This window comes from Pseudoalteromonas sp. McH1-42, from assembly GCF_022347845.1.
In the GTDB taxonomy this organism is placed as follows: domain Bacteria; phylum Pseudomonadota; class Gammaproteobacteria; order Enterobacterales; family Alteromonadaceae; genus Pseudoalteromonas; species Pseudoalteromonas rubra_D.
Genome location: NZ_JAKRFU010000013.1, coordinates 177237 through 194384, shown reverse-complemented (window position 1 = coordinate 194384; position 17148 = coordinate 177237). Strand labels below are relative to the sequence as shown.

Annotated in this window: 20 protein-coding genes and 1 riboswitch; of the genes, 8 read left to right on the top strand and 12 right to left on the bottom strand. The window is 50.4% G+C overall.

The window, feature by feature from the left end:
• Position 1 precedes the first annotated feature (1 nt).
• The 4 genes from MHN31_RS13670 to MHN31_RS13655 form a co-directional block, all read right to left on the bottom strand.
• On the bottom strand, positions 2–1093 hold the full coding sequence (locus MHN31_RS13670; RefSeq protein WP_239444501.1) for an NAD(P)/FAD-dependent oxidoreductase: 1092 nt from the start codon (positions 1091–1093) through the stop codon (positions 2–4).
• Positions 1094–1192: 99 nt separating this feature from the next.
• The gene (locus MHN31_RS13665) at positions 1193–1417 is read right to left on the bottom strand and encodes a hypothetical protein (protein ID WP_239444500.1); all 225 of its coding nucleotides are present in this window, start codon (positions 1415–1417) and stop codon (positions 1193–1195) included.
• 85 nt (positions 1418–1502) lie between these two features.
• Positions 1503–1943: a PaaI family thioesterase gene (locus MHN31_RS13660; RefSeq protein WP_239444499.1), complete on the bottom strand. Its 441-nt coding sequence runs from the start codon at positions 1941–1943 to the stop codon at positions 1503–1505.
• A 15-nt stretch (positions 1944–1958) separates the two neighbouring features.
• Positions 1959–2357: an RNA-binding S4 domain-containing protein gene (locus MHN31_RS13655; RefSeq protein WP_010383795.1), complete on the bottom strand. Its 399-nt coding sequence runs from the start codon at positions 2355–2357 to the stop codon at positions 1959–1961.
• Between the two features lie 206 nt (positions 2358–2563).
• On the opposite strand from MHN31_RS13655, the gene MHN31_RS13650 reads away from it, so the two are divergent.
• Entirely contained in the window at positions 2564–2836 is a 273-nt protein-coding gene (locus MHN31_RS13650) for a hypothetical protein (protein ID WP_010383794.1), read from the top strand.
• A gap of 84 nt (positions 2837–2920) precedes the next feature.
• Positions 2921–3595, top strand: a complete 675-nt coding sequence (locus tag MHN31_RS13645; protein WP_239444498.1) for a hypothetical protein — start codon at positions 2921–2923, stop codon at positions 3593–3595.
• A gap of 55 nt (positions 3596–3650) precedes the next feature.
• On the opposite strand, the gene MHN31_RS13640 is transcribed toward MHN31_RS13645, so the two are convergent.
• The gene (locus tag MHN31_RS13640; protein WP_239444497.1) at positions 3651–4313 is read right to left on the bottom strand and encodes a DUF2959 domain-containing protein; all 663 of its coding nucleotides are present in this window, start codon (positions 4311–4313) and stop codon (positions 3651–3653) included.
• A 111-nt stretch (positions 4314–4424) separates the two neighbouring features.
• Here MHN31_RS13640 and MHN31_RS13635 point away from each other — a divergent pair, with 111 nt between their 5' ends.
• The 3 genes from MHN31_RS13635 to dtd are packed head-to-tail and all read left to right on the top strand — an operon-like array spanning position 4425 to position 6734.
• Positions 4425–5306: a virulence factor BrkB family protein gene (locus MHN31_RS13635; protein WP_040644575.1), complete on the top strand. Its 882-nt coding sequence runs from the start codon at positions 4425–4427 to the stop codon at positions 5304–5306.
• Between the two features lie 11 nt (positions 5307–5317).
• Entirely contained in the window at positions 5318–6259 is a 942-nt protein-coding gene (locus tag MHN31_RS13630; RefSeq protein ID WP_125558759.1) for an alpha/beta fold hydrolase, read from the top strand.
• A 37-nt stretch (positions 6260–6296) separates the two neighbouring features.
• A complete protein-coding gene (dtd, locus tag MHN31_RS13625; RefSeq protein ID WP_125558761.1) occupies positions 6297–6734 on the top strand; it encodes a D-aminoacyl-tRNA deacylase in 438 nt (145 codons plus the stop codon).
• A gap of 12 nt (positions 6735–6746) precedes the next feature.
• On the opposite strand, the gene MHN31_RS13620 is transcribed toward dtd, so the two are convergent.
• Positions 6747–7436 carry a methyltransferase gene (locus MHN31_RS13620; protein ID WP_040644601.1) on the bottom strand — a complete coding sequence of 230 codons (690 nt, stop codon included), beginning with the start codon at positions 7434–7436 and terminating at the stop codon, positions 6747–6749.
• A 217-nt stretch (positions 7437–7653) separates the two neighbouring features.
• On the opposite strand from MHN31_RS13620, the gene MHN31_RS13615 reads away from it, so the two are divergent.
• Positions 7654–8547 carry a bifunctional GNAT family N-acetyltransferase/hotdog fold thioesterase gene (locus tag MHN31_RS13615; protein ID WP_125558763.1) on the top strand — a complete coding sequence of 298 codons (894 nt, stop codon included), beginning with the start codon at positions 7654–7656 and terminating at the stop codon, positions 8545–8547.
• A gap of 40 nt (positions 8548–8587) precedes the next feature.
• Here the strand turns inward: MHN31_RS13615 and MHN31_RS13610 are convergent, their stop codons facing one another.
• Complete coding sequence (locus MHN31_RS13610; RefSeq protein ID WP_239444496.1) at positions 8588–9610, bottom strand: phospholipase A; 1023 nt, start codon at positions 9608–9610, stop codon at positions 8588–8590.
• Positions 9611–9779: 169 nt separating this feature from the next.
• Between MHN31_RS13610 and MHN31_RS13605 the strand changes: the two genes are divergently transcribed.
• On the top strand, positions 9780–9983 hold the full coding sequence (locus MHN31_RS13605; RefSeq protein ID WP_125558767.1) for a hypothetical protein: 204 nt from the start codon (positions 9780–9782) through the stop codon (positions 9981–9983).
• 349 nt (positions 9984–10332) lie between these two features.
• On the opposite strand, the gene MHN31_RS13600 is transcribed toward MHN31_RS13605, so the two are convergent.
• Genes MHN31_RS13600 through dapA form a run of 4 tightly spaced genes read right to left on the bottom strand, consistent with a single transcriptional unit; the run spans position 10333 to position 14300 of the window.
• On the bottom strand, positions 10333–11445 hold the full coding sequence (locus MHN31_RS13600) for a succinylglutamate desuccinylase/aspartoacylase family protein (protein ID WP_239444495.1): 1113 nt from the start codon (positions 11443–11445) through the stop codon (positions 10333–10335).
• Positions 11446–11447: 2 nt separating this feature from the next.
• Complete coding sequence (locus MHN31_RS13595; protein ID WP_239444494.1) at positions 11448–12653, bottom strand: PLP-dependent decarboxylase; 1206 nt, start codon at positions 12651–12653, stop codon at positions 11448–11450.
• Positions 12653–13393 (bottom strand): 2,3,4,5-tetrahydropyridine-2,6-dicarboxylate N-succinyltransferase, encoded by a 741-nt coding sequence (locus MHN31_RS13590; RefSeq protein ID WP_010383780.1) that lies wholly within the window; start codon positions 13391–13393, stop codon positions 12653–12655. The genes MHN31_RS13595 and MHN31_RS13590 overlap by 1 nt, the downstream gene beginning before the upstream one ends.
• A 10-nt stretch (positions 13394–13403) precedes the next feature.
• Entirely contained in the window at positions 13404–14300 is an 897-nt protein-coding gene (dapA, locus tag MHN31_RS13585; protein ID WP_125558773.1) for a 4-hydroxy-tetrahydrodipicolinate synthase, read from the bottom strand.
• Positions 14301–14413: 113 nt separating this feature from the next.
• Positions 14414–14590, bottom strand: a riboswitch (Lysine riboswitch).
• 174 nt (positions 14591–14764) lie between these two features.
• Between dapA and MHN31_RS13580 the strand changes: the two genes are divergently transcribed.
• Positions 14765–16519, top strand: coding sequence for a response regulator (locus MHN31_RS13580; RefSeq protein WP_239444493.1), 1755 nt, complete (start codon positions 14765–14767; stop codon positions 16517–16519).
• Here the strand turns inward: MHN31_RS13580 and MHN31_RS13575 are convergent.
• On the bottom strand, positions 16503–17117 hold the full coding sequence (locus MHN31_RS13575) for a hypothetical protein (protein ID WP_239444492.1): 615 nt from the start codon (positions 17115–17117) through the stop codon (positions 16503–16505). The two genes, MHN31_RS13580 and MHN31_RS13575, sit on opposite strands and share 17 nt — an antisense overlap.
• Positions 17118–17148: the final 31 nt, after the last annotated feature.

Genomic DNA, 17148 nt, shown 5'->3' with positions numbered 1-17148 from the left:
CTCAGAGCTGCGCTTCGACATACTCGGCGATCGCCAGGCTGGCGGTCAGTCCGGGTGATTCGATACCAAACAGATTGATGAGTCCATTGATCTGATGGTGCTGATGTCCCTCAATCACAAAATCCTGTCCTTTGTCCCGAGATAGCTTAGGCCTGATCCCGGCATAGTCCGGCTTTAGTCGCTCAGGGTCCAATGCGGGCCAGTAGCTTTGTATGGCCTCAACAAAGCGGGCCTTGGCATCAGGATCAAGCTGGTAATCGAGGTGATCAATAAAGTGCGTGTCGGGTCCAAATCGCAGCTGGCCGGCCATGTCTAACGTTGCGTGGATCCCTAAACCATGTTGTTCAGGCATCGGGTAGATGAGATTACTGAATGGGTGATGGCCCTGATAGGAGAAATACTGACCGCGACACAGGTGGCTTTGTGGAATGTGGTGCTCACCCAGACCATGGATGCGTTTAGCATTATCCTGTGCAAACAGGCCTCCAGCGTTGATCAGCGTATCGCAGCTAAGCGCAAAGGCTTCCCCGTCACAATCCAGCGTAACGTGAAACCCACTGGCTGTGTGTTCGGCAGACTCAAAGCGTGTGTGACAGACCAGGTTGCCACCCGCTTGCTCTAGTTGGTGAACCAGTGACAGCATAAACTGATGACTGTCGATAATGCCTGTGGACGGAGAAAACAGCGCGGTGCTGGCAGATAATCCGGGTGCTATATCCCCAACCTGGGTCTGACTGAGCGGCGTCAGATCGTATACCCCATTGCGCTTTGCCTGCGCCTCGATGGCAGCCAGTTTATCGTGTTCTGTCTCTGTGCGGGCAAACAGGATTTTACCAAGTTGTTTTACTGGCACATGGAAACGCGCGCAATGGGCGTATAACAAGGCTTTACCGCGGACACACAAGCGTGCTTTGAGGCTGTGTTCGTCGTAATAGAGCCCGGCGTGGATCACTTCGCTGTTACGGCTACTGGTGTGTTCGCCAAATTGTCCCATTTGGTCGATGACCAGGACGGAGCGGGTCCGACTGAGGCGTGCGGCAATGGCCAGGCCAATAACGCCTGCGCCAATGATGACTGTTTCTACATGGTCCATGATACTGTGTGAGTGAGCGACTGAAAGGTAAAAGTGTAACGAAATGCCTGCGCATAGGCAAAAGCCTGGGTGTGGCTGGAAGATACCATGCAACCTGGATCAGTCTGGCTTTTCTCTGCGCATCAGCAAAATTGTCAGGTAAATCTTGGTTGGTAATGAGCAGATCAGGCCAATGGCAATACAGGCCGCGCCTAATACGTAACCTGTGGGTCCCTGCTCAGCCAGCCATTGAGCGCTCAGCAGTGTGTGGCCTGTAAAAATGAGCAACAGTCCACATACAATGACACAGTGCAGAATAACAATCAGACGTTTTTGTGTGGTCATGAACTTAGCCTCCGGGTTTGGGCTAAGTTTATTGTGCGGTTTTAAACAATAAAAAGCGTTGCGCTACATCAAACAGACGTTATTGTTATCGCCGTTCAACGACCGCGGCGGTCATACGAGCGACGCAACAAAGTTCGCCACGGGCATTGACGATTTTCACTTCCCAGACGGAGGTGCGGCGGCCCAAATGTAAAGGCCGTGCCGTTGCGGTGAGGATGCCATTGCGCGATGCTTTAAGGTGATTCGCATTGATTTCCTGTCCGACACAATAAAAGCGCTCGAAGTCGACCACAAAGTTGGCTGCATAACTGGCAACGGTCTCGGCCAGTGCGACGTTGGCCCCACCGTGTACCATACCCAGCGGGTTGTGGTGTGCAGGGGTCGCCGGCATGGTGGCCACCAGATAATCATCGCCAATTTCACTGATGGCGATCCCGAGCGTTTGCATAAGCGTGCCTTTTTGATGAAGTCCTTCATCCAGCGCCTGACACTGTGCTAACGTAATTGGGCGGTACCAGATACTCATGCCGTATGCCCCCGGTTATCCGAATGAAATGGGCTTGCGGCCCGTCACGCTGTCGACGTTGTTTTTTTGCTTATTGCGTTTCTTTTTGCCAGATTGACTTGGCTTTTTGCTTTTGTCAGAGGCTGATGGTGCACTGCTTTGGTGCGCAGCGGGTGGTTTGGGCTGGCTGCGCTCGGCGGGCACGGCGCCCTCTGCCAGGGTCAGCATAAAGGTTTCTTCGTTAAAATAGAGGGTGTCTCCGGCGTACAGTTTCTTGCGTTTAACCGTACAAAGTTCACCGTTGACGCCTACAAATCCAGCCGCAATCAGCTGCTTAGCTTGTCCGCCACTTTCTGCAAAGTCTAATACTTTTAACAGGTTACAAAGTTCAATTGGCTCTTCTTCAAGCTCTATTTCGATATATTCTTGATTCATATCACAACCTCACTGGATGTTTTGCGACAGTATAGCGCGACGCTGCGGTGAACCACGAAACTTTTTCGCTGATCACCGTGTCTTTAATGTAATTGCAGCATTTGGTGTGTATCTTGCACGCCGATCGGAGTCGGGCGGTTTTGAGCCGTCGCTTTTAGCAGTCATTCGCTGCGGCTTTTGTAAATTATGACAACAGGAGACACACCATGGGGATCCGTTCTGCATTAAAAAAAGATCTGATGAACTTAGAGGCATCCGGATTAATGACAGCAGATGATGTGCGTGGCTATCTCAATACTCAGCTCAATCAGGGCCGAGACAAATTGACACTGATCTCACGATTCAATGAACACCACAGCCAGGTACAGGCCGGCTTACCCAGTCAGGAAAGTGACCTGACATTTGAGCGTCATCGCTTATTTAAAGAAATTGTCTATCCCAAATCGGCGGTACAAAACTGGCTGACGCGTAGCCACTGATACCGAGTGTGGCGACGACACAATGGACAGATGTCACGCTGCTGTGGTTTACTCAGACCATAATAATAAGAACAAGGACATTTCATGAAAGTATGGTCTGTGGCTGGGTGTGTGTTATTGAGCGCCTGCAGCACTGTGCCTGTGGTACACGTATTCCACGCATCTTTGGACGACACACAGCAGCAGAGATTGGTCAGCCAGTTAGAGCAGGCCAATATACATTATGTCCTGAATGATCTGCCGGTGCCTCCAGAATACAACAGTGATGGTGATACTGTCCGCCTGAATCGTTTTCCGGCGGACCAAAATGCGGTTCTGATCTCACAATTGTCTGAGGTGGTACATGCGTTAGGGTACACAGGGCTCGATGTGCAGGATTTTAACGGCGAATTTCATCGGTTCAGCGAGGGCAATTACGGTCTGTACTTTCCGGGGGAAATGACGTCGGTGAACTTACCTGACGTGGTCCATTCCCACGACTGCGAGATGGACGCCTTTCAGATTGAGCTGAAAACGAGCGGAGACTGGATCCTCGCCGGGACTGTGACGCAAGGTAAGTGGCAATACAATGCCCCCTATTTAACGCTGATTTGGAATGATGGCCGTGGCGCGATGCAGCAGGCCTATCAGATGACCTCGCATACCGTAAAAACCATGTTTGGTGAGAAACTTGCCCTCACGTACCAGGTAATGGGCCATCGCAGTTATGCCGCCATCCCCATCTTTAACTGTGATTTGCAGGTGATCTATGCCGAGTAGCTCGGTAGCAACGGTTAACTGACAGCGTTAACCGTTGCAAAACATGGCGTTTCGTTTATAGCTGGTTGGCATTGTTCATGCTGGCAATAAAGGCATTTGAATCCTCAATAGAGCGATTCATATCGGTGATCAGTGACTGAATATCTCGTTTTAACCCACTAAACTCGCCTTTGATGGCAGCAATCGCCTGCGCATTGAGGTTGTGCTTTAAGTACAACACATTGTCTTTTAGAGAATCCAGTACGGGCTGCATTTTTGCTTCACTGGCACGCATTGATCTCAGTAGCTTATCAAATTGACGTTGGGTCTGACGGAGCTTTTGTTCACTCTGACGTTTCAGTTTGGCACTTGAATACTGGGTCAGCTCGTCCTGCCATTCCGCAAACAAGGCCTCGGCAACATCCTCGACTTTGTCTATGTTGGTACGGACATCTTGCGCTGCGGCTTCACTGGCGAGATAGTCATCATTGAGTTGTTCATAGACGCTTTGTAACTCGCCACCGTCAAAGTTGATTAGGGTCGTCAGGCGCTCCAGTGCAGACTGGAACTCCTGCTGCGTGGCTTGTTGTGCTGCTTTGGTATTTTCCACCCGATCGACTAAGATTTCACGTTTGTGCACACCCACTTTTTCCCAGGCGGCATAGTAGGCGCTTTGACAGGCACTGAGCAAACACAGGGTGAAGATGACGAGGCTCTTTTTTATCACAGAATTGTTCATCGGCTTTCCTAATGCGGTTGAAACAGAACGGCTTATACTTAATTGAGACTCTATGAATTATGACTGGGATTGGTAAGATGTGCAAAACTCACTCTGTAAACCTGTGTAATGATGAATGAATTATGGTTACAGCGCCTGTTGCATTTGAGGCAGCAGAGCAAACTGTTTTTAAACGCTCAGCCGCTCTGGTGGCTGCGCTTTTATCAGCGCTGCCAGCAAGATCAGCTCATGATCAATGCTGGCTATCTGGCTTATGTCACCTTGCTGTCTTTGATCCCCCTGGTGGCGGTGGGGGTGGCGATATTTACGGCGTTCCCGGGCTTTCAGGATACACGCGACGCCATAGAGCATTTCATTTTTACGAATTTTGTTCCGACTTCGACTGATACCATTAAAGCCCATATCAGTGCCTTTACCGGCAATGCCAATCAGATGACTGCGGTGGGGATTGGCTTTTTGACGGCCGTTGCCCTGTTACTGATCCGCAACGTGGACGCAGCACTCAATCGTATCTGGCGAGTGGAAAAGTCCCGACCGATGATGATTTCCTTCGCGATATACTGGATGGTACTGACATTGGGGCCGGTATTATTGGGAGCCAGCATAGGGGTGACCTCTTATATTGTGTCTTTGGTGTCGTTTGCCGATCAGGGGATCCCGGGCTTTAGTGGCTTTTTATTGAAGCTTTTGCCCTATGTTATTTCCATGGCAGGCTTTTTTATGCTCTATACTTTAGTACCAAATACACGCGTGTCTTATCAGGCAGCGATACCCGGGGCATTTTTTGCGGCTTTATTGTTTGAACTGACTAAAAAAGGCTTTGCCCTGTATATCAGCCATTTCCCCTCGTATGAGGTGATCTACGGTGCCCTGGCGACAGTGCCCATCCTGTTTGTTTGGGTGTACTTGTCCTGGATGGTGGTGCTGTTAGGGGCTGAATTTACTGCCTGTTTGTCCGAAAAGGAATGTGAGGAACAAGACACACCAGAATAAAGAGGTGTGCAATGACTCAATTATATCGGCTGGAGTCTCCGCGACGTAGTTTTCACCTGGCGGTGTCCGATGGGCACCAGCTACATGTTGAAGAGTTTGGGCTGGAGAGCGGGTTGCCTGTGGTGATCTGCCATGGTGGCCCGGGCAGCGGCTTGTGCCGTAGCTCGGCCAGTTATTTTAACCCGCAACGCTATCGGATCATCTTATTTAGCCAGCGCGGATGTGGCCAGTCCTCGCCCCAGCAACTGACCCACAACACCACAGAGCATTTACTGCAGGACATAGATTGTTTGTTGACTTATTTAGGGATCGGTCAGTGTGTGCTGGCGGGTGGCTCCTGGGGTGCCACATTAGCGCTGTTGTTCGCACAGCGCTTCCCGGAGCGCGTGCAGGGCTTGGTCCTCTGGGCGACCTTTTTGGGGTGTCAGAGCGATTTACAGTGGCTGTATGGTGTGAGCGGTGTGGGCGCGCAGTTTTACCCGGAGCGTTATCAAATTTTTAGCCAAGGGGAAGGGGACTATAAGGCGGTGCTGGCGCGCTATAGCCAGTTGTTGCACTGTAATGATGAAGTCGCCGTGCGGCGCGCTGCGCAACAATGGCATGACTGGGACCGTCAGTTGAGCATTGGCAGTCAGGCATTGCGTTATCAGCTGGACCATGAACAGGCGGTTGTCCAGCAGGCCCGGATCATGGTGCATTACTTCCACTCACGCTGCTTTATCGAGGAGCAGCAAATCTTTGCGTATGCTGACAAACTCAAGCGTCTGCCTGTCTGGATGATCCATAGTCGTCACGACTATGTCTGTCGTTTTGCGATGGCGCAGGCACTCGCGGAACAACTGAATGCACGGTTATTGATCCTCGAAGAAGTTGGGCACTGCGCCACAAATGCAGTATATTCCGAAGCCATACGTCGCGCCGCTGATCTGCTGCTGTGCAAGCTGGCACATTAGGGGCTTTATCAACTATCCGCAAACCATTGAGGTAACAGTGCAGGGATTAATTCAAAGAGTCAGTCAGGCCAGTGTGGTGGTCGAAGGTGAGTGTGTTGGTCAAATTGGCCAGGGGATCTTGGTATTACTCGGCGTGGAAAAGGCCGACGATCAAAAAAGCGCAGACAGCTTGCTACATAAAATCAGTAACTACCGTATTTTTACCGATGCACAGGGCAAAATGAATCTGAGTCTGAGAGACATAGAAGGAGAGTTGCTGGTGGTATCTCAATTTACGTTGGCAGCGGATACCAAAAAAGGCATGCGCCCGAGCTTTTCCTCTGCAGCGACGCCGACCCAGGCTGAGGCGCTTTACGAATATTTTGTGGCTCAGGCAAAGGCATCTGGGTTGCGTGTTGCGACCGGCCGCTTTGCCGCAGATATGCAGGTCAGTCTTTGCAATGATGGTCCTGTGACTTTTAATTTATCGGTGTAAACAGGTCTGCGCTTAGCGCGTCAGAGAAATAATGTGATTGGCGTAGTCCGGTACTTTGTGTACGAAGGGTTTTTTACCAAAGTTAGTAATAAGAAGATGTTCGAGCTGTTTTAGCTGTGAATCGTGCTCTGCAAGAAAATTGATATACAAGCGTCCCCCCTCGTTGAGAGTGGCACGAATTTGTGTGTAAAACTTGTGTTCGTACAAAAACCGGGGGGCGTCAAGCTGACTGAACAAATCCAGGATGATCCAGTCATAATGGCCGTTGTTCTCCAGTGCCTGATAGGCATCGCTGCAACTGACATTTGAGATGGGATCGCCACCAAAATAGCGCTTATAACAATGAATAATGTCAGGGTTATTGTCGATAGAGGTAATCTGACAATCCGGATAGCTGATGTGCAGATAATCTCGGATAGCACCTGCACCCAGCCCTAATTCTAGCACCTTGCCCGGGGCAGGGCATTTTTGCCACAGCGCTGCTAATATCTGCAAATGCGGAAAAAGCAGCCGCTCCGGATGATTGAGCTCAATCACGGATTGCAGTGTGTCGTTTATCAGTAACCAGCGTAAGGTTTTTTCCTGGCGTACCTGTATGCTGACTTTGCCATGCTTATGCCAATACAGCAGGTGCCCGAGTTGATGACTCTGGTGCACAAACTCGTTACTGATGGTGCCGGGTTCAGTTATAAAATCTTGCATAGTTACATCAGCATAGCTTGGCTTCACAGTTCTGCCACCGCGTTTCGTTGAATTTACATGACAAATTGACCAAATCTGGCCGATCATTCCCAGTTGCACACTTTTCTTGTAAGGTAAGGTCCATAAATTAGACAAAAGTTCCCCGCTAAAATGGGGGACCAGTTTGCACGAGCCGGGCACATCATCCCGCAGCGACAGGAAAAGCACAGGAGTCACCATGTTTCAAATAACAGCGCCACAGAGCAGTGAAGATTGGCAAGCGTATTATCAACTACGATGGCAGGTTTTGCGGGCACCCTGGGATCAGCCCAGAGGCAGCGAGCAGGATGATCTGGAGCAGGAAGCGGAGCATCGTTATATCAAAAATAACGAAGGTCAGGTGCTGGGTGTGGCACGCCTGCATTTTAACAATCAGCAACAAGCGCAGGTCCGTTATATGGCCGTTGATGAAGCGCACCGTGGTCATCATCTTGGTAGTCGATTACTGCATGAGCTGGAGAAAATTGCCTGGACGCAGAAGGCGGAAGAGCTGGTGCTGTTTGCCCGTGAACGTGCTTTAGCCTTTTATGAGCGTCACGGTTATCAGATGATTGAAAAAGCCCATCTGTCTTATGGCGATGTACAACATTGGAAAATGGTTAAGCAACGGCCCTCAGAGCCTGGCTGGTTCCGCCATCCACAGTGGACCCAGGTGTTACAGGATACCTGGCGAGAGTCGATCCCTATCAGTGATGCGATGGGGATCAAGGTTGAAAGTTACACCGACTGGCAGTTTTCAACCCGCGCAGATCTGAAAGCGAATCTGAACCTACATAATTCGATGTTTGCCGGATCGGTTTACAGCATGGCCACTTTAACCGGGTGGGGCGCGACGTATCTGGCGCTCAAAGAGCTGGCTCTGGAAGGCAATATTGTGTTGGCAGATGCTAATATTCAGTACCTTAAACCTTTAACCACGGCTCCCAGTGCCACAGTCACATTGGCTGATTGCAGTGGTGAACTGAATGCGCTCAACGAAGAGGGTAAAGCTAAGTATCGTGTGCCGGTGAACATCTACGACGGTGACGTGTTAGTTGCGAAGTTTGAAGGCCTGTTCGTGGTCATCAAATAATGCGCGGATGGCCTGCCTATGCAGGCCATCTTGGTTGTGCTTAGAGCAGATCGGTTACCGCAATACCCAAACCCAGCCGCTGAATGTGTGCGTTGTAGTCAATCAAGCTCTCGCCATAGCCATTAAAATACTGCACATAGCCTCGCACTCGTGAGGAGCCAAGCAAAGGAAACGACCAGTCGAGTTGCACTGCACCATGGTTGTCACTGTTGAAGTTGTTACGGGTCATAAAACCAAACTCATGGTCGCCGTGACGATAAGCACCACTGAGCTCAAAATAGCCCATGTACTTGTGAATATCCGGGTTATCATCTCCTTTTGCAGCCAATGGCTCGGGCTTGTCGTCCTCAGGTAGGCGGTACCAGGGTTTAAAACTAAACACGAAGCTTTCGTACTCCCAGATAAAGTTTGCATAGAGGCGGTTCCAGGAGCGAGAGTTAGGCTGGCTGCGGCCATTCGACTGGTGTGATGCGCCTAAAATGATGGCCATTTCATCGCCCCACAAAACATTGTCATCATCCAGGAAGTTGATCCAGAAGATCTCCGGTTCGTAATTGGTTTCACGGAATGGCGAGGAGATATCTTTGTTGTATAGCTGCCAATAGGACTGCAATGTGACCCCGACATACACCGCCTGATCTTTGTCTTTAAAATGGCGATAAAGGGGCACTTTCATCGATATTTGATATTTGACTTCCATGTGGTCGAGTGGCTCCCCTTCTTCTTCCTGAATGGCCTTTAAGCCATCAAATGGGCGAGAGTTGGGGTTTTTTACATAAGTCACGGGCAGAATGTAGTTGCGATTGTGCGGTGTCAGCACATTGCGGTTGTTTTCTGTGACCATTTCTCGTGCCATGCGGCGATCCAGTTTGCTGAGGCGTGTCTCTTGCAGCTTCTGACAGTAGAGTTTGAGCTGCTCAATCGTTTGTTGTTGATCACCCGCAATGATCTCATTCAGCACACATTGTTTTATCAACTCCAGATCGTCCTTCGCGTTTTGTTCATTGGCGAGCAGGGCAGAAGGGGTTAGTAAAGATAAAAAAGCGAGTATCCTGAGTTTCATAGGCAGTGCAGTCCTTAGTCAAAAGCAAATTATCATCATAGTATCATGGCAAAGAAAAAACTAAGAAGGGCAAAATTGTCAGCAATATATTTAGTCAAGGAGTGGTTGGTTGATTTTTGTTCAACTTGGCGTTAGGTTAATTAGGCACACTGCATAAAAGGAGATTGAAATGAAAATATCATTGAACAAAAAAAGTATTAAGCAACTGAGCAATAACCAACAACTGGGCCTGGCTCAGACACCGCATGTAGCTGGTGGTGCATCGGGCCATCCGGCTTGTGAATCACTAGGTTGTGATACCGCGGTGTTCCTTGGGTGTCCGACTGGTCGAGATTGTTATTCTGGACGCTTTGAGATCTGCATGCCAGATTAATACCAATTTCATTTAATACGTCTTCAATTTGACGGAGCAAATAGGCGCTATCTGTGTTAAAAATTTCTCATTTAGAATCTTTACCTAAGGTATAAGTTCGCAAATTTTTGCCTCACCTATATGGACGAAGGTGCCTCAGCGATAGCAGGGCGCGGGAGCGGCGTTATTGACTATATTTTCTCGCCTCAAAATGGGACGGTTAATTAAGCAAATTGGGATAAAAAGGCCGGCGGCAACTTAGGTTGCCGCCCCACCTTAGCAAGTGAGGATTTGCTCACCTACTCTCACGCATTCGTTACTTCATTCTGTCGTCATCTAATCTGGACCCCGACCAATTCGTATGAATCCACTATAGTTCATAGTAATTTGTGAAAAATTTATATAATTCAGTACCCTGGTTGACACTGGCTGAGGCAAAATGCAAGATCGCAATGGCATCCTGTGTCAAGGTGAGGCTATGCAGAGGCGTTTCCGATAAATACTGCTCCATGCGCAAAATTCGCGCAATGCATTCCCCTGCTTTGATGTGTTCACCGAGCTGTGCTTTATACTCCACCATGCCACCCATGGGCGCATAGAAGGTCAGGTAATCTTTCAGTGCACAGGCGTAGCGTTTGATGTTCTTTGGTTGATGGTTGCCATCTGTTATCACTTCTTTGTGTGTCAGGTAGCTGAGGATGCTGTTGGCATCATGCACGGCTTCATCCAGATCAATTTTTTCCTGTGAACCTAATTCGACAGTGAAGGCTTCAACGGGCACGGCTAAGTCTCGGCCTTGTGCCTTTAAGGCTGTGCTGAGTTGCCACCAAGGGCAGAAACTGGCTTCATCCATCGCACCGTCAAATTCATTGGGGATCAGCAGCACATGAGGAATGTCAAAATAGCGCGCGCTGTCTGTGGCGTATTCTGGGCAATATAAGTGCTTCGCCGAGATAGGGCCAGTATGCAGGTCCAGTACAATATCAGCCTGATGCGCCAGCTTCTGCAGTGTGAGTGCAATGCGCTTGCCAGTTGTTAGTGTATGTGCCGGCGCATCAAGCAACGCATCGGTTGCCTGACACAGTTGTTCGCGGAAGGTAGCGATAAGTGCCGCATCGGAAGCTTCACCGTGCTCAGCAAGGCAGCGCTGTACCTGATCACTGTGGTCATGGTACATGCGATTCCAGTTCATGCCGGTAATGGGATCAAATCGTCCCAGCGTAAACTCCCCCGATTTTTGATTACAGCCGATCGGGTTGGCATAGGGCACCAGAGTGATGTCACCCGCCAGAGTGAGGTGCTTTAATTGTTCAAGCAGTGCATAAATCACTGCATTGCCTTGTACCTCCGCGCCGTGCATATTGGCCTGAATGTAGACGCTCGGGCCTGTGCCATTACCTTGCAAACGGTAGACCGGGATAGTCAAAGGCAGGCCATTGGCGATTTCACCAACCTGAATATGTTGCTGTGTGATAGTGTTCATAGTTACCTCAGATAATAGTCGGCGGTTTCGCTGTGACGAATACAGGACAATTGGCCCTGAGTGAAAACGTACTCTGCGGGCAGCTCATGACACAGAAAGTACGGCATGCTTTCTGTGAAGCCATAAGCACCACACTGGTCAAACACCAGCCAGTCGCCATAGCCGAGATCGTCAGGCAAGTTTTGTGTACCAAGGTGATCCAGGGCTGTACATAATGGGCCATGCAAATGATACTGGCGCTGAGCAGTATCAGATGCACGTAGTGCCTGCGCTGGAAAGGCCTGGCTGGTCACGGCCGGTCGCAACAGGTGGTTGATGCCACCTGCAAGGATGAGCTGATGTTCGTCGTAATTGCATTTTTGTTCCACCACCGGGTTAAGGTAGTAGCCACACTGCGCCACGGCGTAGCGACCCAGCTCCATCCATAATTCCTGCACGCCCGCTTCGGCTTTAATTTTGGCCAGACTAGCGATGACTTGATCCCAATCGAGTGCCTGCTGGCCTGACTCGTAAGGCACCCCTAATCCGCCACCCAGATCTAAGATCCTCAGGGTCATACCCAGCTGCTGGCTCAGCTCAGTCAGTGGGGGCACCATTTGTTGCCACAGGCTGGCCAGCTTGGTGGCGTCGAGCATGTTACCCCATTGAAAAATATGCAGACCTGCAAAATCCAGTGCAGGGTAGTCACGTAAAGTCAGTTGCTGCCATTGGTCACAGCCGAGCCCAAATGGGGTCAGGCTGTCGCCGCCAAGTGGATTTTTGTCTCCTGCCGGCCAGCGCAGCTGCACGCGAAGTAGCACAGTTAGCGTCAGCTGATGCTGCTGTGCTGCGTCGTTCAGCCAGCGCACTTGATTCAGGCTTTCAGCAACAAAGGTGGTGACACCAGCATCGAGAAAATGCTGGATCTGGGCCGGGGACTTGGCCGGCCCGGTGTTGAGTACGCGTTCGGCCGCAATGTCCTGGGCCAATACCTGTGTGAGCTCTCCCCGGCTGGCAACGTCAAAGTTGAAGCCGGCTGTGTCCAGTGTTTTGAGGACACTGGATAACGGATTGGCTTTAACGGCATACCAGAGCTTGACCACGTTTTGGGTGGTCAGGTGATTAACATGTGCGCTCAGTGCATCCAGGTCGTAGACGAAAAATGGGATGTCCAGATCAGGGCACAGTGCAGTCAGTTGCTCACGCAGTGGCGTACTCAGTGTGGTCATTAGCGTAGTACCTCTTCGAGTTCTAACGACGCATCACTTTGTTCGTCACGGTATTTCACAATTAGTGCACAGGACATGCTCAGCCCCTGTGCTTTGGCCCAGTCACTGGATGCTGGACGCGACCCCGGAATCACAATGGCAAAAGGCGGAATGGCTTCCCCTTTTTCCAGGGTACGCTCATTCACACAGTCATACACTGGAATGCTGGCAGACAGGCGAACACCCGGTGCCAGCACTGCACCGCGTTTTACGACTACGCCTTCAACCAGCACACAGCCTGCACCAATGAACGCATCGTCTTCAACCACGACCGGGCTGGCACCGACTGGCTCTAATACGCCGCCAATCTGAACAGCAGCACTTAAATGCACATTTTTACCAATCTGGGCGCAAGACCCAACCAGTGCGTGGCTGTCGACCATAGTACCGGTATCAATGTATGCGCCAATGTTGACATAGGCTGGTGGCATAATGATAGTGCCAGAAGCAACATAAGCACCACGACGTACGCTGCTGCCTCCGGGCACCATACGGACGGCATCTTCGGCGGCAAAACCACGGGGAGCCAGATTGTCTTTGTCTACAAAACCACCCGGGTATTCGGTATTTTGACCCGCACGGAAAGCCGCTAAAATACCTTCTTTGACTTCGACATTAGCATGCCAGTTGCCGTGTTCGTCTTGGTTTGCAGCACGTTGTGAACCATTTTCTAAATTATCTAATAGTGTTGACCAGGTCATAGGGAGCCTCTTAATTCCAGGATAAAATCTGTTCGTTCGCAGCATTCAGTGCCGCATGATTGGTTAATTCCAGATGTGTGAGCGGTGGCCTCAGATGGGGCGTCGTCAGCGTGCCCTGTAAATGCATCAGTGTCTTTACCGGGATAGGGTTGGCAACGGCAAACAGGCTGCTGATGGCATCGGCCCAGGTGGTGAATAGGTTAGGGCTGGTGCCACTGAGCGCACGGCGGACAAATTCGGCAGTTTGGCTGGGCCAGGCATTCGATGCCACAGACACCAATCCGGCTGCGCCTGCCTGTGCAAAGTAAGGCAGCAATGCATCATCACCGCTGTATATCGCTAGGCTGGGTAAGGCGCGACGAAACGCTTCAAACGTGGCTATATCACCACTGGCTTCTTTGAGCGCCCACAGGTTGTCATGATGTGCCAGATTCGTCAGCACTTCAGGTGCAATGGCAACGGCGCTACGTCCTGGTACGTTGTAGATCATGCAGGGGACGTTTGCTGCACTGAGCAGCGTATCAAACCAATGGGTCTGACCAACAACACCGGGTTTGGCGTATAATGGGGAGCCGAGCAACAGCGCGTCGATCTTTTGGGTATTACAAAACTCGACCCACTCCAGCTGAGCAGCCAGATTGATGCCGCCGACGGCAACCATAATAGGTACCTGAGGCGCAAGTGCACAGACAAACTCAACGATTTTTTTCTGCTCGGGCAGAGTCAGGGCCAGGCCTTCTCCGGTACTGCCAAGCAGTAAAATACCATTGTTAGCCTCAACTTGCTGAGCAACGAGTTGCTGTAAACTGTGATAATCGACCTGATCGCACGCGTCAAAAGGCGTGACAAGGGCCGTCCATAACGGGTAGTCAGATAACTGATCAGATAACTGAATGTGTGATTTCATCTCTACCGAACTTCTTGCTGGTCCGGTAGTCAGGAAAGTGTCCTACTCCGAACCGTTTAAAATTCGAAGAGCAATGGACTTAAAAAGAATAGGCTGCTGGCCATATTGTTTCTAAGACCAGAAGCTCTCCACCAAATGTGTTGGTGACAGTCGCTGGGATTCAACCCAGTCGCCCGAAGCAGTACGCAAGCAAAGCGCAGTGCTTCTCGGCGTTAATTCCCCTCTTTGAGTTTCACGGGAGTTTGCTCTCCTCCACTCAAATACCTGAATAACGCACCTCTTCCAGCCCTAAGACGTCCACACTTTTTAGATGCATGGCCGTCTGGATAAAATAGGGTACGGGCGCATTGAAACATTTTGGCCGTCTGGGTGTCAAGTCACTCTCAGCAAAAGTTTGAAATTTAATCTAAACTGGGAAAGAGTCTGGCGCCTGGATGATCTGGCTGGTTTTTGGGAGGGATAATTTGGACAATCTGGTTACACGCTATCGCCTGAAGTACCTGGTCGCGCTGGTGATCATGTTGCTGGTGTTGACGATGACGACGGGCCTGACCTTGTATCTGCTGGAGCAGCAAAAGCAGGTTGCCAGAGTGATCAATGTTGCAGGTATGCAGCGCATGTTGTCGCAAAAGGCGGCATTGCATCTGGAGTATGTCATCATCATGCGCGAACACAATGTGACGGCAGATCGTCAGGCACTGAACAATGCGCTGCAGCTTATGCAAGCGAACCATGATTTTTTGCTCCTGCGCGATGGCGAGCAATACAAGCACCTGAATGCAGAGCTTTATCAATGGTATTTTGCGCAGCCGGGTGATTTGGACAAGCAACTAAGACAATATGTGGCGTTGTTGTCCGGGGTTGCCAATCAGCCTAATTTGGATCAGATCCAGGAGATCCATACCCGCTCTCAACTGTTGTTGCAGGACTTAGATCATGCGGTGTTGTTGTTTGAGCAGTTCACCAATGAAAAGCTTGAGAAACTGAGAAACCTGCAGCTGCTAATGTGGTTACTGGGGTTGGCTTTGCTGCTCGCTGAGATTAAGTGGATATTCTTCCCCATGGAACGCAGTATCACCAGCGCGATAGACCGCTTGCAGCAAACGCGTCTCAAAGCAGAACATGCTAATCAAAGTCGCGCCATGTTTCTGGCCCGTGCCAGTCATGAATTGCGGACACCCTTGCAGGCCGTGCTGGGGTATCTGCATTTGTATCAGGAATCACAGCGTGACAGCTACCTTGCCCAAGCGAATAAAGCGGCCCAGCAACTGAAGGCGCTGATCGCGTCTGTGGAGGACTACAATCGCTTGTCTGACGAACAGCAACCAGAGTTAAATTGTCACCCGGCCAGGCTGACCGATACCCTGGGTCAGCCTGTTGCTACTTATCGTCTGTTGGCCAGAGAGAAAGGCCTGGATTTTAGCTATCACTTTAGTAGCCATACCGAAAAAATATTTGCCTGTGATCATGAACGCCTGAGCTGGGTCATTGGTCAGCTACTCGATAATGCTGTTAAATTCACCGAGCAGGGCACGGTGAGGCTGTCCGCCCGCGTGGAGCCAGTCAATCCGGAAGAAGATGAGTTGAACTGGCGTTTTTACTGTGAAGTAGAAGACAGTGGCTCCGGATTTAACGTGGCGCAGATCAAAGCGTCTGCATCGGGGACTAGCCCGGACGGGCACCATTATCAGGGGCTGCAACTGGGGTTAGCGCGTTGTAACTTGTTGCTGGCGATTATGTCTGGTGAGTTGACTTTTTTACCCTGTGAACCGCATGGCACAAAAGCATCGCTGAGCTTGCCGCTGAAGCGACTCCCGGAGCCGGAGCCGGTAAGCGGACTGGCCCGCCATAAAGTGTTGTTGGTGGAAGACAATCAATTGAATGCCAAAATCATTGAAAAAATGTTGGATAACATGGAGCTAACCAGTATTCATGCGAGCCATGGTGGACAGGCCATAGAGGTACTGGCGCACCAGTCTTTTGATGTGATCCTGATGGATCTGAATATGCCGATTATGGATGGTTTTAAAGCCATTAAAGAGATCCGTCAGACGCTGATGTTGTCGACGCCAATTTTGGTACTGACTGCGAATACCTCAGAGCAGGCCATTAAATCGGCCGTGCAGCTTGGCGCGACCGATTATTTGTTTAAGCCTGTTGAAAAAGGGGCGCTGGAGCGCGCCCTGCACAAAATTCTGACCCTTAGCGACGCAACTTAATGTTGCCAACACCGACTTCGATGTCCAGGCTATGCTCACCCTGGCCATGATAGCGTAAGGTTTCACCGACCATGTTGCGTTCCGTTTCTGCGTTACCTGGCAAGTCGGATAGCTTGGTTTTGCCGACTCCGGAATCGAATCGCACACGTCGGAAGTCTTTGGCGTCTGTTTCTATCGTGACATTGCCGACTCCCACTTCGACATCGGCATCATTGTTTAATCCGAGTAGTTTGACATTGCCGACATCCACTTCGACATCCAGCTCCATCGACTCAGGGACTTTTACTGTCCAGTGTTGTTTTACATATTTACTGTTGAGGTGCAGGCTAAGCTCGTTGCCTGCCCGGTGGCTTGCCAGCTGCAAGTCTTCCAGTGCATCCGTCACTTTATCTATGTCATGCTCGACGGGTTCGAGTTCAATGGTGACCTCGATGGTTTTGCCTGAATGCGTGTGTGTTTCTAATTTACCAATCGGAAACTGGATCTCGAGCTCTGTGCTGTCGGCCAGTTCAAAAGAGTGTGTTAATGTGCGTGACTCTTTAGCCTGAGCGGTGGCACTTAGCACCAACAGTGCCGCAGTTATCAGTTTTTTTCTCATCCTGTTGTTCTTCCATTCTGTCGTATTGATA

Excerpts from the sequence above, each read along its gene's own strand:
- MHN31_RS13670 (WP_239444501.1), bottom strand. The coding sequence starts at position 1,093 with ATGGACCATGTAGAAACAGTCATCATTGGCGCAGGCGTTATTGGCCTG.
- MHN31_RS13665 (WP_239444500.1), bottom strand. The coding sequence starts at position 1,417 with ATGACCACACAAAAACGTCTGATTGTTATTCTGCACTGTGTCATTGTA.
- MHN31_RS13660 (WP_239444499.1), bottom strand. The coding sequence starts at position 1,943 with ATGAGTATCTGGTACCGCCCAATTACGTTAGCACAGTGTCAGGCGCTG.
- MHN31_RS13655 (WP_010383795.1), bottom strand. The coding sequence starts at position 2,357 with ATGAATCAAGAATATATCGAAATAGAGCTTGAAGAAGAGCCAATTGAA.
- MHN31_RS13650 (WP_010383794.1), top strand. The coding sequence starts at position 2,564 with ATGGGGATCCGTTCTGCATTAAAAAAAGATCTGATGAACTTAGAGGCA.
- MHN31_RS13645 (WP_239444498.1), top strand. The coding sequence starts at position 2,921 with ATGAAAGTATGGTCTGTGGCTGGGTGTGTGTTATTGAGCGCCTGCAGC.
- MHN31_RS13640 (WP_239444497.1), bottom strand. The coding sequence starts at position 4,313 with ATGAACAATTCTGTGATAAAAAAGAGCCTCGTCATCTTCACCCTGTGT.
- MHN31_RS13635 (WP_040644575.1), top strand. The coding sequence starts at position 4,425 with ATGAATGAATTATGGTTACAGCGCCTGTTGCATTTGAGGCAGCAGAGC.
- MHN31_RS13630 (WP_125558759.1), top strand. The coding sequence starts at position 5,318 with ATGACTCAATTATATCGGCTGGAGTCTCCGCGACGTAGTTTTCACCTG.
- MHN31_RS13620 (WP_040644601.1), bottom strand. The coding sequence starts at position 7,436 with ATGCAAGATTTTATAACTGAACCCGGCACCATCAGTAACGAGTTTGTG.
- MHN31_RS13615 (WP_125558763.1), top strand. The coding sequence starts at position 7,654 with ATGTTTCAAATAACAGCGCCACAGAGCAGTGAAGATTGGCAAGCGTAT.
- MHN31_RS13610 (WP_239444496.1), bottom strand. The coding sequence starts at position 9,610 with ATGAAACTCAGGATACTCGCTTTTTTATCTTTACTAACCCCTTCTGCC.
- MHN31_RS13605 (WP_125558767.1), top strand. The coding sequence starts at position 9,780 with ATGAAAATATCATTGAACAAAAAAAGTATTAAGCAACTGAGCAATAAC.
- MHN31_RS13600 (WP_239444495.1), bottom strand. The coding sequence starts at position 11,445 with ATGAACACTATCACACAGCAACATATTCAGGTTGGTGAAATCGCCAAT.
- MHN31_RS13595 (WP_239444494.1), bottom strand. The coding sequence starts at position 12,653 with ATGACCACACTGAGTACGCCACTGCGTGAGCAACTGACTGCACTGTGC.
- MHN31_RS13590 (WP_010383780.1), bottom strand. The coding sequence starts at position 13,393 with ATGACCTGGTCAACACTATTAGATAATTTAGAAAATGGTTCACAACGT.
- dapA (WP_125558773.1), bottom strand. The coding sequence starts at position 14,300 with ATGAAATCACACATTCAGTTATCTGATCAGTTATCTGACTACCCGTTA.
- MHN31_RS13575 (WP_239444492.1), bottom strand. The coding sequence starts at position 17,117 with ATGAGAAAAAAACTGATAACTGCGGCACTGTTGGTGCTAAGTGCCACC.